The 14,203-nt window shown below is 63.4% G+C and carries 18 protein-coding genes; 8 read left to right on the top strand and 10 right to left on the bottom strand.

All coding sequences use genetic code 11. The features are described 5' to 3' along the window. Positions 1-122: 122 nt before the first annotated feature. The 3 genes from AC1RTB_RS10955 to AC1RTB_RS10945 form a co-directional block, all read right to left on the bottom strand. Positions 123-647: a hypothetical protein gene (locus AC1RTB_RS10955; RefSeq protein WP_492881376.1), complete on the bottom strand. Its 525-nt coding sequence runs from the start codon at positions 645-647 to the stop codon at positions 123-125. 77 nt (positions 648-724) lie between these two features. After that, positions 725-1,180, bottom strand: coding sequence for a GNAT family N-acetyltransferase (locus AC1RTB_RS10950; protein ID WP_492881377.1), 456 nt, complete (start codon positions 1,178-1,180; stop codon positions 725-727). A gap of 167 nt (positions 1,181-1,347) precedes the next feature. Further along, positions 1,348-2,763 (bottom strand): FAD-binding oxidoreductase, encoded by a 1,416-nt coding sequence (locus tag AC1RTB_RS10945; RefSeq protein ID WP_492881378.1) that lies wholly within the window; start codon positions 2,761-2,763, stop codon positions 1,348-1,350. A gap of 111 nt (positions 2,764-2,874) precedes the next feature. Here AC1RTB_RS10945 and AC1RTB_RS10940 point away from each other — a divergent pair, with 111 nt between their 5' ends. Together AC1RTB_RS10940 and AC1RTB_RS10935 are read left to right on the top strand one after the other, a co-directional pair. Further along, positions 2,875-3,354: a thioesterase family protein gene (locus AC1RTB_RS10940; RefSeq protein ID WP_492881379.1), complete on the top strand. Its 480-nt coding sequence runs from the start codon at positions 2,875-2,877 to the stop codon at positions 3,352-3,354. A 148-nt stretch (positions 3,355-3,502) separates the two neighbouring features. Then, positions 3,503-3,700, top strand: a complete 198-nt coding sequence (locus AC1RTB_RS10935; protein ID WP_492881380.1) for a hypothetical protein — start codon at positions 3,503-3,505, stop codon at positions 3,698-3,700. A gap of 37 nt (positions 3,701-3,737) precedes the next feature. Here AC1RTB_RS10935 and AC1RTB_RS10930 read toward each other — a convergent pair whose 3' ends face one another. Continuing rightward, on the bottom strand, positions 3,738-3,860 hold the full coding sequence (locus tag AC1RTB_RS10930) for a hypothetical protein (RefSeq protein WP_492881381.1): 123 nt from the start codon (positions 3,858-3,860) through the stop codon (positions 3,738-3,740). 85 nt (positions 3,861-3,945) lie between these two features. Between AC1RTB_RS10930 and AC1RTB_RS10925 the strand changes: the two genes are divergently transcribed. Both AC1RTB_RS10925 and AC1RTB_RS10920 read left to right on the top strand, forming a co-directional pair. Then, positions 3,946-4,638 (top strand): hypothetical protein, encoded by a 693-nt coding sequence (locus tag AC1RTB_RS10925; protein WP_492881382.1) that lies wholly within the window; start codon positions 3,946-3,948, stop codon positions 4,636-4,638. Between the two features lie 13 nt (positions 4,639-4,651). Next, positions 4,652-5,080, top strand: a complete 429-nt coding sequence (locus AC1RTB_RS10920) for a hypothetical protein (protein WP_492881383.1) — start codon at positions 4,652-4,654, stop codon at positions 5,078-5,080. A 141-nt stretch (positions 5,081-5,221) separates the two neighbouring features. Here AC1RTB_RS10920 and AC1RTB_RS10915 read toward each other — a convergent pair whose 3' ends face one another. Both AC1RTB_RS10915 and AC1RTB_RS10910 read right to left on the bottom strand, forming a co-directional pair. After that, complete coding sequence (locus AC1RTB_RS10915) at positions 5,222-5,863, bottom strand: DapH/DapD/GlmU-related protein (protein WP_492881384.1); 642 nt, start codon at positions 5,861-5,863, stop codon at positions 5,222-5,224. A gap of 42 nt (positions 5,864-5,905) precedes the next feature. Beyond that, the gene (locus tag AC1RTB_RS10910; RefSeq protein WP_492881385.1) at positions 5,906-6,394 is read right to left on the bottom strand and encodes a CreA family protein; all 489 of its coding nucleotides are present in this window, start codon (positions 6,392-6,394) and stop codon (positions 5,906-5,908) included. Positions 6,395-6,513: 119 nt separating this feature from the next. On the opposite strand from AC1RTB_RS10910, the gene AC1RTB_RS10905 reads away from it, so the two are divergent. From AC1RTB_RS10905 to AC1RTB_RS10890, 4 genes are all read left to right on the top strand, one after another. Beyond that, the gene (locus AC1RTB_RS10905) at positions 6,514-6,717 is read left to right on the top strand and encodes a hypothetical protein (protein WP_492943811.1); all 204 of its coding nucleotides are present in this window, start codon (positions 6,514-6,516) and stop codon (positions 6,715-6,717) included. Positions 6,718-6,755: 38 nt separating this feature from the next. Further along, entirely contained in the window at positions 6,756-7,334 is a 579-nt protein-coding gene (locus AC1RTB_RS10900; RefSeq protein WP_492881387.1) for an SCO family protein, read from the top strand. Between the two features lie 20 nt (positions 7,335-7,354). Next, complete coding sequence (locus AC1RTB_RS10895) at positions 7,355-8,227, top strand: 50S ribosomal protein L11 methyltransferase (RefSeq protein WP_492881388.1); 873 nt, start codon at positions 7,355-7,357, stop codon at positions 8,225-8,227. A gap of 111 nt (positions 8,228-8,338) precedes the next feature. Further along, positions 8,339-10,168, top strand: a complete 1,830-nt coding sequence (locus tag AC1RTB_RS10890) for an aminopeptidase P family protein (RefSeq protein WP_492881389.1) — start codon at positions 8,339-8,341, stop codon at positions 10,166-10,168. A 47-nt stretch (positions 10,169-10,215) separates the two neighbouring features. Here the strand turns inward: AC1RTB_RS10890 and AC1RTB_RS10885 are convergent, their stop codons facing one another. The 4 genes from AC1RTB_RS10885 to ligA form a co-directional block, all read right to left on the bottom strand. After that, complete coding sequence (locus AC1RTB_RS10885) at positions 10,216-10,512, bottom strand: AzlD family protein (protein ID WP_492881390.1); 297 nt, start codon at positions 10,510-10,512, stop codon at positions 10,216-10,218. Beyond that, positions 10,509-11,258, bottom strand: coding sequence for an AzlC family ABC transporter permease (locus AC1RTB_RS10880; RefSeq protein WP_492881391.1), 750 nt, complete (start codon positions 11,256-11,258; stop codon positions 10,509-10,511). The genes AC1RTB_RS10885 and AC1RTB_RS10880 overlap by 4 nt, the downstream gene beginning before the upstream one ends. A gap of 126 nt (positions 11,259-11,384) precedes the next feature. After that, positions 11,385-11,975 carry a 3'-5' exonuclease gene (locus AC1RTB_RS10875; RefSeq protein ID WP_492881392.1) on the bottom strand — a complete coding sequence of 197 codons (591 nt, stop codon included), beginning with the start codon at positions 11,973-11,975 and terminating at the stop codon, positions 11,385-11,387. 8 nt (positions 11,976-11,983) lie between these two features. Further along, on the bottom strand, positions 11,984-14,137 hold the full coding sequence (gene ligA / locus AC1RTB_RS10870; protein WP_492881393.1) for an NAD-dependent DNA ligase LigA: 2,154 nt from the start codon (positions 14,135-14,137) through the stop codon (positions 11,984-11,986). Between the last annotated feature and the right edge of the window lie 66 nt (positions 14,138-14,203).

The following is a 14,203-nucleotide window of genomic DNA, read 5'->3' as shown; positions in this document are numbered from 1 at the left end:
TGCGCGTCGCCGCACGTCAACGCCGCGCGGCAGCCTGTCCCGCGAAAAGCTGTTCCCTTGAACGCATAAGCACGTCTGTCGAGACAAGCGGGCGCTGAGATTCAGTTCCGCCCGACCCCTCCCTATTTGGCGTCGCGCTTGGCTTGCGAAACCGCCGCCGCCTTGCGCAGCCGTCCGCGCTCCATCGGCCGCACCAGGCTGTTGGCCCTGGCGTTTTCCACCGCCCGCATGCCCATATGTGCTTGCCGCGTGTTGAAATCGGCGGCGCGCGCCGGTTTTTTCTGTTTGGTCAGCGCCAGCGCATGGCGTGCGTTCTCGACGAGGTCGATCCGGGCTGCAAGCTGGCGCCGGCGTTCAAGCTCGCCGTTGAGCCGGCGCATGCTCATCGCCAGAACTTCCAGCTTGGCCTTGCTGCCGGCGTCCATTTTCGATGGCTGCGCACCCTTGGGCGCGGCTTTGCCACGCATTTCGCGCCGCCTGCGGTGGGCTTCCGTCTGCGCCTTGTCGCGCTTTTCGCGCACCGTCTTGACCAACTGATGAAGCTCGGCGTCGGAGAGAGCCTGCACTTCCGGATGATGCGACTTCTGCACCAGCTCGCGCTCGTCATCGCTCAACGCCCGAGCCTCATGTTTACGCGACATCGCCATAATCTAGCCCTCGCTTCGCCAATCCGGCCGCCCCATCGGGTGGGGCGACCGAACTGTCCGACCAAAGTGCCGCAGGGTCAAGCCGGGCGGCGCATCCGGATCACTTCGTGCGGCAGGCCCTCGTCATCTTGCGGTCTGCGTAAAACCTCGACGAAGCCGATGCGGCTGTAGAAGGCCGTGGCGGCTTCGTTTTCGGCATAAACCTCGACGTCGAGCGAGCCTTTCAGCTGAGCCGCATGCGCCACCAGCGCCTTGCCGAGCCCATGCCCATGGGCTGCCGGATCGACGAACAGCCCGCCGATGAAGCTGTCGATCAGGCCGATGAATCCGGCTGGCTGGCCGTCGAGTTCAACCACCCAGTTTTCGGCCTGCGGCAGATAGATGTCCCGCACTTTGATCTGCTGGTCGAGCAGATCCGCCTCGGTCAGGAACGGATGGCCGACGCGCGAAGCCTCGAGCCAGATGTCGGCCAGGCGGTTGCGGTCGGTCGTGTCGGAATAGGCGCGAATCTTCGCGCCGTGAGCGTGTTTCATGGAATTATCCTGGAATTTGCGTATTCAGAGAAAGGCGCGCAAGCGCCCGCTTTGGCCTTTCAGCCCGGTCAGCTCTTTGGCTAACGCTTCAGCGATGGAAGTCTCTGCGCATAAAATCCCTTGTTGGACGGCGCCGAATTAGCAGCACCGCACCCGCCCGTCAACGCTTACTCGGCAATGGGCAGGATCTTGCCCGGATTGAGAATATTCAGCGGATCGAGCGCCGTCTTGATCGCCCGCATCACGGCAACACCATGGCCGTGCTCGCGCTGCATCAGCCCCATCTTGCCCTGGCCGATGCCGTGCTCGCCCGTCGAAGTACCGTCCATTGATATCGCCCGCTCGGCCAGCCTTTTGACGAACTCCTCGGCCCGGCCGATGTCGGCGGGATCGTTGGGGTCCATCAGCACCAGCGTGTGGAAATTGCCGTCGCCGACATGGCCGACAATCGGCGCGATCAGCCCCAGCCGCTCGATGTCGGCCTCGGTCTCAGCGATGCATTCGGCGAGCCGCGAGATCGGCACGCAGGCATCGGTCGACAGCGCCCGCGCGCCTGGCCTGAGCGTCAGCGACGCCCAATAGGCGTCATGCCGCGCCTTCCACAATTTCGCTCGCTCTTCGGCAACCGTGGTCCACAGGAACGGCCCGCCGCCATACTCAGTGGCGATCTCGCCAAAACTCTCGGCCTGCTCGGCAACGCCGGCATCGGAACCATGGAATTCGAGGAAAAGGCACGGGCTTTCGGGATAATCGAGCTTGGAATAATTCTTCATCGCCCGCATCTGCAGCGCGTTGACCAGTTCGATCCGCGCCACCGGAATGCCCATCTGGATCGTCGTGATGACAGCCTGGCACGCCGCCTCGACGCTCGGGAACGGACAGACCCCGCCCGAAATCGCCTGCGGAATGCCCTGCAGCTTGAGCGTCACTTCGGTGATGATGCCGAGCGTGCCTTCCGACCCCACAAGCAGCCGCGTCAGGTCGTAGCCGGCCGAGCTTTTCCGCGCCCGGTGCGACGTAACCACCTCGCTGCCGTCAGCCATCACGGCCCTGAGCGCCAGCACGTTTTCGCGCATCGTGCCGTAGCGCACAGCATTGGTGCCCGACGCGCGTGTCGCCGCCATGCCGCCAAGGCTGGCGTTGGCACCGGGATCGATCGGGAAAAACAGCCCGGTGTCGCGCAGATAGGTGTTCAGCGCCTCTCGCGTCACGCCCGCTTGGACCGTGCAATCGAGGTCGTCGGCATTGACCGAAATCACCTTGTCCATGCGTGAGGTATCGAGCGAAATGCCCCCCGCTGGCGCATTCACATGGCCTTCGAGCGAGGTGCCGGTGCCAAAGGCGATGACCGGCACGCGGTGTTCCGCGCAGACCCGCACCACATCTTGCACATCGGCGGTGCTTTCAACGAAAACCACGCCATCTGGCGCCTGATTGGGCAGATAGGTGGTGGTGTGGCCGTGCTGTTCGCGGATCGCCTGGCCGGTCTGGAAGCGCTCGCCGAATGACTGCTTGAGAATGCCGAGTACGGCTTGGATCCCCACCTCGTTGCGCGCCATCGCCTTCAGGTCGCTCAAAGCCATCATTTCCTCCGCGAATGGAACAGCTTGGTGCCTTGCCGGCACCTTATGCTTGGGTAATCTGCCAGCCCTAGCGCTTTGTCCAGCGCTACCAAAGCCAAAGAGGTTTGAGCCATGTCAGTGCCGTTCGTGTCCAGCGTCATGGAGATCGAGAAAGGCTGGATCGACTATAACGGCCACCTCAACATGGCCTATTACAACGTGCTGTTCGACCGCTGCAGCGACGAGGCGCTCGATCTGCTCGGCATGGGCACTGCTTACGTCCGTGACCGCAAGCTCACCATCTATACCGCAGAGGTGCACGTCTGCTACGTCAGGGAATTGCATCTCGACCATCGCGTCACTGCCAGCTTCCAGCTGCTCGATCATGATGACAAGCGCCTGCGTGTTTACCAGGAATTGCGCCATATCGACGGCTGGCTGGCGGCGACCTCCGAATATCTCGCGCTGCATGTCGACATGACCGGCCCGAAAGTTACCCCCTTCCCTCTAGATATCCTGGCCAAAGTCGAGGCGATGCGCATGGCCCATGCTTCGTTGCCGATGCCCGAACGGGCGGGCCGCGCGATTGGCATCAAGCGCAAGCCGGCATAGTGGCGCTATGGCCACAGGCGATTAACCTTACCTGTTTATAACCTGCATCACAGCCTGCGGTTCGTTGATCGCCCCTCGCTGGCCTCCGACAATCCCACGCAGCGAAGTTGAGTCGCGGCGGCGGGCACCGGACGGCTTGAGGCAAGGTATGCACACTGACATCGAAGCGACAGCCAACAAGCTCGCCTGCGATCCGCGCATCAGCGACTATGATTTCTGGCGTTCGCTCCGCAATATCAACAACGAGCTTTTCGCGATCGCCAACAATAACGGGCCGATCCCGATCGAGATGCTGCGCTGGCGCGTCATCCTGCGCCAGGCCCGCTCCAAGCGCGGCGTGGCCTGAATCCTTACGCCGCACCGGCGCAAATCTGTCCAGAATATTAAATTTCCGTCATGTGACGCGGCCTCGATAGTGCCGCCACAATCAAGGCGAAGCTGACACTTGCTGGCTTCGCCTTGCTTGCAGCGTCTTCGCCGAGTTCTTCGGCGATCCACTGGCGCATTCCGATGCCTCCATGAGCACGTTTCTGGTCGGGACGAATGGTTCGTTCCCGGGAGGGCGTAGCTATGTCCCGCGAGGAGGATGAAATGAGCTTCTCCAGACTTGTATCCGCATTTGCATTCGGGTTGACCGGCGTTGCTTTCGTTGCGCTTGCCACGCCTGGCTTCGCCGCCAGCGCCACGGCGGCGCAATCGACCACCAAGGCGTGCAGCCTGCAATATCAGGCTGCCAAGAAGGCCAACACGCTCAATGGCGAGAAGTGGCCGCAGTTCTTGTCGAAGTGCAGCGCGGCGATGGACAATACGGCAGCGCCCGCGACGGCACCTGCCGCCAAGACGACCACCAACGCATTGGCGCCAGCCACCCCCGCCAAGCCGGCGACAAAAACCACCGCCATGGCCCCTGCTGCCGCTGCCGCTGGCCATCAGACCACCCAGCAGATTTGCAGCGACCAATATCAGGCTGCCAAGAAGGCCAACACACTCAACGGCCAGAAATGGCCAACCTTCCTCTCCAGCTGCAGCGCCAGCATCAAGAACGACAAGTCGGATGCGACAGTCGTTCCGCCCGATCCGAGCGTCGCTTCGGCCAAGGCGGTACTGCCCGCGACATCGGCCAACGGCAAGCCGCTTTCGCCAGGCGAGGCTGCTTTCCGTCAGCGCATCCATGAATGCTCGACCGAATGGCAGAGCCAAAAGGCGGCAGGCAAGCTGCCAGCCGGCGCCAAGTGGCCGCAGTTCTGGAGCCAGTGCAACACCAAGCTGAAGGCCCAGGGCTGAGGAGCAGCGAACGATGAATGCACAGGATATCGTCAATACCGTCTCGACCAGGCTGAAGCTCGACCCGGCGGTCGCCGAAAAGGCCGTCGGCACCATCTTTTCGGTGCTTGAGCATGAGTCCGGCGGTGTCGCCAGCGCCGGCATCTTCACCAAGATCGCCGGCGCGGACGACCTCGCCCACAGTTACGATGTGATGGCCGGAGCCAGCAGCGCCGGCGGGCTTGTCGGCTCGCTGAGTTCGCTGCTCGGCGGCGCGCTTGGCGAGAAAGCCGGTGCCATGGTCAACGGCTTTTCGCAACTGCGCTCGCTCGGCCTGGACATGACCCAGATCGAGCTGGCCGGCGAAACGCTGCTACAGGAAGCCAAAGGTGCCGCCGGCCCCCAGGCCGTCAGCGGTCTGGTTGACGCGGTTCCGGCGCTGAGGGGCCATTTCGGGCTCTAAGCCCTGGCCATCGCAGCCGGTGGACGCGCCCATGCAGGGCTTGGGCGTGGGCGCGTCCTTCAATTCAAGCGTTCGAACTCTTTGAGGCTGTGCATCGTATTTTTCGAAAATCGATTCCGATTTTCGGGGTCATGCGCCAGGCTAGCCCGCACGCGCTTCCCAGCGGTCCAGAAATGCCTCGATCGGCAGGCTCTGCATGTCGGGGATCGCCTCGAAAAGGCGCTCGGCCGGCCAGTCCCACCAGGCAAGCGCTTCGATGCGCGCGGCAATCTCGGGGGCAAAGCGCAGCTTCAATCGCTTGGCCGGCACGCCGGCGAAAATCTCGAAGGGCGCGACATCGCGCGTCACCACGGCATTCGCCCCGACCACCGCACCATTGCCGATGGTCACGCCAGGCATGATGACGGCGCCATGGCCGATCCACACGTCGTGGCCGATGCTCACCGGCTTGGCCCGCCGGCGCTCGCGAAAGCCGCTGTCGACGCCGAGATAGCGGAAATACTCGTTGGGCCGGTAGCTCACCTTGTGGGTGGTCAGCCGCTCCATCGGGTGTTCGAGCGCGTTGATGCGGCTATTGGCGGCGATCGAGCAGAACTTGCCGATGGTGGTGTAGATCGCCTCGGAATGGCGCTCGAAGTAGGAATAGTCGCCGACATTCACCTCGCGCAGCACCACGCGCTCGCCAACGGCGACATGGCGGCCGAGCCGGCAGCCCTTCAACTCGGCGGTCGGGTGGATGCGCGGCTCGTCATCCTTAAAACGAAGGTCGGCAGGTGTGTCCATCAGGCCGATTTACGCCCGCGGTGCGGCCCTCGCAAGCGGCCTTTACTGCGGCGTACCCTTCGACCAGACGACCTCCTGGCCATAGAGCGGGATTGTCGTCATCGACATCTTGGCCGAGCCGTTCTGGACCTGGCGCGAATGGGCGAGATAGATCAGCGTCTGGTTCTGCTTGTCGTAGATGCGGTTCACCACCTGCTCCTTCCAGATCAAGCTGATGCCTTGCTTGAACACCTCCTCGCCACCCTTGCTCAGGTCGATCGCGCCGATGGTGATCGGCCCGGTCTGGCGGCAGGAAATGGCGGTGTCGGACGGGTTCTCGAACCAGTTGCCCTTCTGCAAGCGGTCGATCACGCCGCGATCGAAATAGGAAACGTGGCAGGTGATGCCCTCGACCTTGGGATCCTTGATCGCCTCGACGACGATGTCGTTGCCGAGCCAGTCGACGCCGACCTCGCCCACCTTCTGGGCCATGGCTGGTGCCGTGGCACCCAGCGCGACAGTGGTTGCAAGGACTGAAAGGGCAAGCCGCATGAAAACCTCCTGAAAATCCCGACGTCGCCAACACTTGGGTCAGCCATGCGCCCGTTGCAAGGCACCAGCCGGCATGGTTCTCGCGAAATGGTGTTTTGTGGACAAAGGGCGGCGTCAACATGTCCCTTTTGGCAAAGCGCTGGGCGCGCTATGTAGGAACCATGAAACTGGCTCAACCCATATCGCTCGCAAGGACCGCGTGGATCGCGCTCGGTCTTGCAGCGTTTGCGGCGGCCACGGGCCTCGCCTTCGCTTCCTGGCTGGACAAGGAGGCCGGGATATTCACGTCGCTTGTCGAAGCCGGCATGTCCTGGTGCTTCTGAAGCCTGCCTAACAACTCGACCCACGAAAGCTTTTCTCGATGATGCGCACGATCCTAGCCGGCATTTTGATCCTCATGGCTGCCGGCGTCGGCTGGCTGACCTTCGACTGGTACCGCAACCAGAACGCCTCCCAGGCTTTCGGCGCACCGTTCGTGCTCGTCGACCAGAAGGGTGCCGCGATCACCGAGGCCGCCTTCCGCGGCCAGCCGAGTGCGGTGTTCTTCGGCTTCACCCATTGCCCCGAGGTCTGCCCGACCACCTTGTTCGAGCTCGACGGCTGGCTCAAGCAGCTCGGCGACGACGGCAAGAACATCCGCGCCTATTTCGTCTCCATCGATCCCGAGCGCGACACGCCCGAGGTGATGAATGCCTATGTCACCAACGTCTCCGAGCGCATCATGGGCATCACCGGCGAGCCGGCCAAGGTCCAGGCCATGGCCAAGTCGTTCGGCATCTACTCGAAGAAAGTCGAGACCGAAGGCGGCGACTACACGATGGACCACACCGCGTCGGTCCTGCTGCTCAACTCCAAGGGTGATTTCTTCGGCACCATCGCCTATGAGGAGAACCCCACGGCAGCGCTCGCCAAGCTCAAGCGGCTCGCGAACCAAGGCTGACACTCTCGCCCGGATCCGACATGACCCAGACACGGCTCTATTTCACCACCGGCCGCGAAGCTGCGAACCGCATCTTCGCCACGCTTGACGCTATCTTCGAAGAAGATGGCTGGCCGATTTCGGTGATCGAGATCGACGAGGACCGCGACATCCACGAAGTGTCGCTCTATGCCGACGGCGAGGTCGAAGACATCGCGCGCCGTATGGCCGAGGCTGTTGCGGAAGCCGGCCACACCGGCCCGATCGAGCGTGAAGTCCTGCCCGACATCGACTGGGTCGCCAAGTCGCTGGAGGGGCTGAAGCCGGTACGGGCCGGACGTTTCCTGGTCCATGGCGGCCATGACCGTGACGAACGCCGCCCCGACCAGATCACCATCGAGATCGAGGCCGGCCTTGCCTTCGGCACCGGCCACCACGGCACGACCGCCGGCTGCCTCGAGATGATCGAAAAGGTCGTGACATCGGAGAAGCCGGCCAACGCGCTCGACCTCGGCACCGGCAGTGCCGTGCTCGCCATCGCCATCGCCAAGCTGGCACAGATCCCAGTGCTCGCCACCGACATCGACCCGGTCGCGACGGAAGTTGCAGCTGCCAATGTGCGGCTCAACGAGGTCAGCGCCTATGTCGAGACAGCGACCGCCGGCGGGTTCGACGATCCGATCTTTGCGGCGCGCGGGCCTTTTGACCTGATCGTCGCCAACATCCTGGCGCAGCCGCTGATGCAGATGGCGCCCGACATGGCCAAGCACGTCGTGCCGGGCAACTCGCTGATCCTGTCTGGCATCCTCGACCGCCAGCACGACGCGGTGCTTGAGGCATACACGGTTGCGCAATTCCACCATGTGGAAACCTTCCATCGCGAAGGCTGGGTGACGATCCACCTCAAGCGCTAAGCTTCAGCAGCGCAAGGCGTCCTGAATGACGCGGCGCTGGGGGGCGGTAGCCGTTGCCAGCATCGGCCCGCCCGGATACGGTTCCCGAAAGCATATTTTCGGGAAATCACCATGTTCCAGTCCTTCGATTCCGCCGGCGATCCCTCCGTCGGCAAGCCGCGCGTAGCGCTTCTCAGGCAGTGGCTTTTGGAGAACGGGCTCGACGGCTTCATCGTGCCGCGCGCCGACGAGCATCAGGGCGAGTATGTCGCCCCACGTTCGAATCGACTGCGCTGGCTGACCGGATTCAGCGGCTCGGCCGGCGTGGCGATCGTGCTTGCCAAGAGCGCTTTCGTCTTTGTCGACGGCCGCTATACGCTGCAGGTGCGCGATGAGGTCGATCTCGACATCTTCACCGTCGAAAGCCTGATCGACAACCCGCCGGCAAGCTGGATCAAGGAAACACTTCCCAAGGGCGCGCGGCTTGGCTTCGACCCGTGGCTGCACACGATGGGCGACGTCAAGGCGCTCACCGCCTCGGCCGAAAAAGTCGGCGCCGTGCTCGTGCCCCTCACCCAAAATCCCGTTGACGCCATCTGGGCAGACCAGCCCGACGCGCCATTGGCGCCAGTGGAAATCCACCCCGAGGCCTTTGCCGGCGAACTCGCCAAGGACAAGCTGAAGCGGCTGGCGGCGGCGATTTCTGATGAAGGCGCAACTCACACTGTCCTGACCGACCCGTCTTCGCTCGCCTGGAGCTTCAACATCCGCGGCGGCGATGTGCCCCACACGCCCCTCGCGCTTGGCTTTGCCATTCTGGCTGCCGACGGCTCGCATGCCGTCTTTATGGACAAGCGTAAGCTCGGCCGCACCGAAGAGGCCTATCTCACCCAACTCGCCGACATCAAGGCGCCCCCTGAGCTTGAGGCAGCAGTCGCTGAACTTGCCAAATCAGGCGCCAAGATCGCGCTCGACCCGGTGCTTGCCGCTGACAGGTTGCGCGCATTGATCGAGGACAATGGCGGCACCGTCGTTTCCGCGCCCGATCCGGCACGCTTGCCGCGCGCCACAAAAAACAGCGCCGAAATCGCCGGCTCCCGCGCCGCCCACCGCCGCGATGGCGCAGCCGTCGCCAAGCTCCTGTGCTGGCTCGACCGACAGAAAGCCGGCCAGATCGACGAGATCGCTGTCGTCACCAAGCTTGAGGAATGCCGGCGGACAACCGGCGAAGAAACCCAGATGCCGCTGCGCGATGTGTCGTTCGACACGATCTCGGGCGCTGGCCCCAATGGCGCGATCATGCACTACCGCGTCTCGCGCGCGACCAGCCGCGTGCTTGGCGACGGCGAATTGTTCCTGCTTGATTCGGGCGCGCAATATCAGGACGGCACCACCGACATTACCCGCACAGTGCCTGTCGGCACACCTACCGAGGAGATGCGCGAGCGCTTCACGCTGGTGCTCAAGGGCATGATCGCCCTTTCGGCGGCACGGTTCCCTGCTGGCACACGCGGCGCCGACATCGACGCGCTGGCGCGCATGGCCTTGTGGAAGCATGGCCTCGACTACGCTCATGGCACCGGCCACGGCGTCGGCTCCTATCTCGCCGTGCATGAAGGCCCGCAGCGCATCGCCAAGACCGGCATGGAGAAGTTGCTCGCCGGTATGATCCTGTCAAACGAGCCCGGCTACTACAAGGAAGGCCATTACGGCATCCGGCTTGAAAACCTGATCCTGGTGACACCCACGGCGGCACTGCCGGGCGGCGACATCGCCATGCACGGCTTCGAGACGCTGACGCTGGCACCCTTCGACCAGCGCCTGCTGCGCACCGATTTGCTGACCCGCGAAGAGCTCGATTGGCTCAATGCCTATCATGCCCGCGTGCTCGCCGAGATCGGTCCGATGCTCGACGGCGAGACGCTGGCGTGGCTGGAGAAGGCAACTGCAGCGATCGCCTGATCGCCACTTGGATGGGATCCCCGTCGCCATAGGGCGGCGGGTATCGCTCAGCCGATGAAATGTCTGAGAACAATCAGTACGGCAGCACCAGCGAGGAACATGGTCATCAGCCCGCCGCGCAGCGACACCAGGGCTGCCACTGCAAGGGCCGCCAATTCTGCCGGCCCGGCCGACAGTGCAGCAGGCGCCACAAGCGTGGTCAAAACGGCCGCGGGCACGGCATTGAGCCCAGCTTCGACGCGCGGATGGATGCGCTCGAAGCGCGAAATGACCAGATGCCCGCCGATACGGGTCAGATAGGTCGCAATAGCGCCGGCGATGATGATCCACAGCGTCGTGCTCATGACACCACCTCCACGGTCTCTTCGTCATTGACCGCATTGTCGGCTCGCACCGGCATTGCCGCTGCAAACAGCACGCCGGCCAAAGCGCCAATCGAGACATGCCACGGCGAGCCCACAGTCTTGTAGGCGATCATCGAAGCGACGGCACTGGCTACAACGATCGGCAGCCAGCGCGGGCGCTTGCGGAAGCTCATGACAAGGCCGAGGAAATAGATCGGCAGCAGGAAGTCGAGGCCGATGGCGTGCGGGTTGGGAATCAGCCGCCCGAACAACGCGCCCAGCGCGCTCTCGGCGACCCAGAACACATAGATCGGCAGCGCCATGCCCATGTACCAGGCGAAGGTAACCTCTTCGCCGCTCTCGCCCTTGCGCTCGGCCTCGGCATATTGCGGATCGACAAGGAAAAAGTAGCCAATGGCCTGTTTCAGCACCGGCCAATGATTGATGCGTTTGCCGACAGCCGCCGAATAAAGCACGTGGCGGAAGTTCACCGCGAAGATCGACAGCACGACGAGCCAAGGCGCGACATGCTGGCCAAACAGCTCGATACCGACGAGCTGGCTGGCGCCGCCATAGATGGTCGCGCTCATCAGCGTTGCCTCGGCCACACTGAAGCCGTTGTCGATGGCGAGCGCCCCAAACAGAATGGCAAAAGGCGCCGACGCGACCACCACCGGCACGCTCAAGCGCACGCCCTGCCAGAATTCGCGCATTTTTCTGCTGTCCGACATTGTTACCGACGACATGGAAACTCCCTGGGAAAAGCCGTCCTAAGTCAGCAGGTCCGTCGAGTCACATCAATTCGCTTGAGCCAACGATCAATGGGCCAGCCCACGTCGCAGGGTTTCGCCGGTAACGTCACCTCCGAAAATTCACCCGCGCTTCATCGAACAGGGCGAGTAGCCCCTGGCATGGATCCGACCCGGTGTCATGTCGAGCCGGATCGGCAGGTCGCGCATTGCCGACACATTGAAGTGCCGCGCGACAGCCAGTGCCACCTCGCCGCAGGCATGCGCATCCTCGGCCGCATTGTGGTGCGTGAAAGAAAAGTTGATGTGGGGCGACACCTCGTTGAGGCGGTGCGACCCCAGATTTTGCCACACCTTCTGCGCCATCTTGAGGGTGCAGGCATAGTCGATATCAGGGCACGCGACACCGTAAAGCGCGTATGTCGCCCTGATAACACTCATGTCGAAGGCGGCGTTGTGGGCAATCACCAGCGCATCGCCGAGATCGTCCTCGAATTCCGCCATGACCTCAGGAAATTCAGCCGCGTCCTCGACGTCACCGGGGCGAATTCCGTGGATGGCAATGTTGAAACGCGAAAAGCGCATGTCTTTCGGCCGGATCAGCCGCTCCTCGACGCGGACGACAGCGCCGTCCTCGATCCAGGCCAGGCCGACGGAACACGGGCTGCTGCGCTGCTCGTTGGCAGTTTCAAAGTCGATGGCAATGGCACGCATGAATTCAGTCAGCCCGCCTGCTTGACCAGAGCGAACCAGCCGTCCTCGTCGATCACTTCGATGCCGAGCTCGCTGGCAAGCTTGAGCTTGGACCCGGCGCCGGGGCCCGCCACCACGAGATCGGTCTTCTTCGACACCGAGCCTGCGACCTTGGCGCCGAGCTTTTCGGCCATCGCCTTGGCCTCGTCGCGCGACATCTGTTCGAGCGAGCCGGTGAAGACCACGGTCTTGCCCGACACCGGCGAAGAGACGTCGCCGATGCGCTCCTCATCGAGTGGTGTAACCTCCGCCAGCAGCGCATCGAGCACCTGCCTGTTGTGTTCTTCGGCGAAGAACTCGACCACCGCCTCGGCAACGATGGCGCCGATCCCGTTGACACCGGTCAGTTCCTGCCAGGCGGCATTGCCCTTGTCGCCCTTGCCCTCAGGCATGACGGCAGCGGTACCGGCAGCGCGGAATGCCTCGAAGCTGATGTAGTGGCGGGCGAGCCGCTTGGCGTTGGTTTCACCGATGTGGCGGATGCCGAGCGCAAACAGGAAGCGCGAAAACTCGACCTGCCGCCGGTCATCGATGGCACCGAATAGCTTGCGCGCCGAGGTGACGCCAAAACCATCGATGTTCTCGAGCTTGGTCAGCGAGCCCTCTTGCCGGCGCTTCAGCGTGAAGATGTCGGCGGGCGAACCGATATGCAGTGCCGGGTCCTGCGACTGGAAGAAGAACTCGATCTGCTTTTCGCCCAGGCCCTCGATGTCGAAGGCGTTGCGCGAGACGAAATGGCGAAGCCGCTCGACCGCTTGCGCCGGGCAGATCAGGCCGCCGGTGCAGCGGCGCACCACCTCGCCTTCCTCGCGCACGGCATGGCTGTCACAAGCCGGGCAGCGCGTCGGAAATGCGTAAGGCTGAGCATCCGCCGGGCGCTTTTCCAGCACCACGTCCAGTATCTGCGGAATGACGTCCCCTGCCCGCTGGACGATGACCGTGTCGCCGACGCGGATGTCGCGGCCTTCGCGAATCGGCTGGCCGCTGTTGCCGATGCCCTTGATGTAGTCCTCGTTGTGCAGCGTGGCGTTGGTCACCACCACACCGCCCACCGTCACCGGCTGCAGCCGCGCCACCGGCGTCAGTGAGCCGGTGCGGCCGACCTGGATATCGATGCCGGTGAGGATCGTCGTGGCCTTTTCGGCCGGGAATTTGTGGGCGATTGCCCAGCGCGGCGAACGCGACACGAAGCCGAGACGCAGCTGCAGGTCGAGCCGATCAACCTTGTAGACGACGCCGTCGATGTCGTAGCCGAGCGTCGCGCGGTTGGCCTCTATCATCCGGTATTGCGACAACAGCCCCTCGACGCTGTCGAAGACCTTCATCAGCGGGTTGGTCTTGAAGCCGTAGCGCCCGAACGCGCCGACCATGCCCATTTGCGTGTCCGCCGGCATTTCGCTCACCTCGCCCCAGGCGTAGGCGAAGAAGCGCAGCGGCCGGCTGGCAGTGATCGACGTGTCGAGCTGGCGCAGCGATCCCGCAGCCGCGTTGCGCGGATTGGCGAAGATCGGCTTGCCCGCCTCTTCGTTGCGGCGATTGAGCTCGGCGAAGTCGGCGTGGCTCATATAGACCTCGCCGCGCACTTCGAGCACATCTGGGAAATCGCCCGAGAGCACATTGGGAATGTCTGCGATGGTGCGTGCGTTGGCGGTGACGTTTTCGCCGACCTGGCCGTCCCCGCGCGTCGCCGCCGTCACCAGACGCCCGGCCTCGTAGCGAATCGAAAGTGACAGGCCGTCGATCTTGGGCTCGGCGGTGATCGCCACCGGCTCGGTCGCGCCGAGCCTCAAGAACCGCCTGATACGGCCGACGAATTCGCTCACATCCTCGTCGGCGAAGGCATTGTCGAGCGACAGCATCGGCACGACATGAGTGACCTTGCCGAACTTTTCCGAGACGGCGGCACCGACCGACTTCGACGGCGAATCCTCGCGCACCAGCTGCGGGAAACGCTGCTCGATGGCCAGGTTGCGCCGGCGCAACGCGTCATAATCGGCATCCGAGATCGTCGGCGCGTCCTCGGCATGGTAGCGCAGGTCATGGCCGGCGATTTCTTCGGCCAGCCGCGCAAGCTCGGCTACCGCTTCTGCCTCGCTGAGCGAATCGACTGATTTTTCGGACATGGTACGGCTCCGGCCAAATGCGCGGCCACCATAAATCAGGAAGCATTTGCAAGGGAGCGGGTTTTA

The sequence above is a fragment of the Aminobacter sp. GW821-FHT11F06 genome (assembly GCF_058808215.1).
The sequence above is the reverse complement of the archived record's forward strand: the minus strand, read 5'-3'. Positions and strand labels throughout refer to the sequence as shown.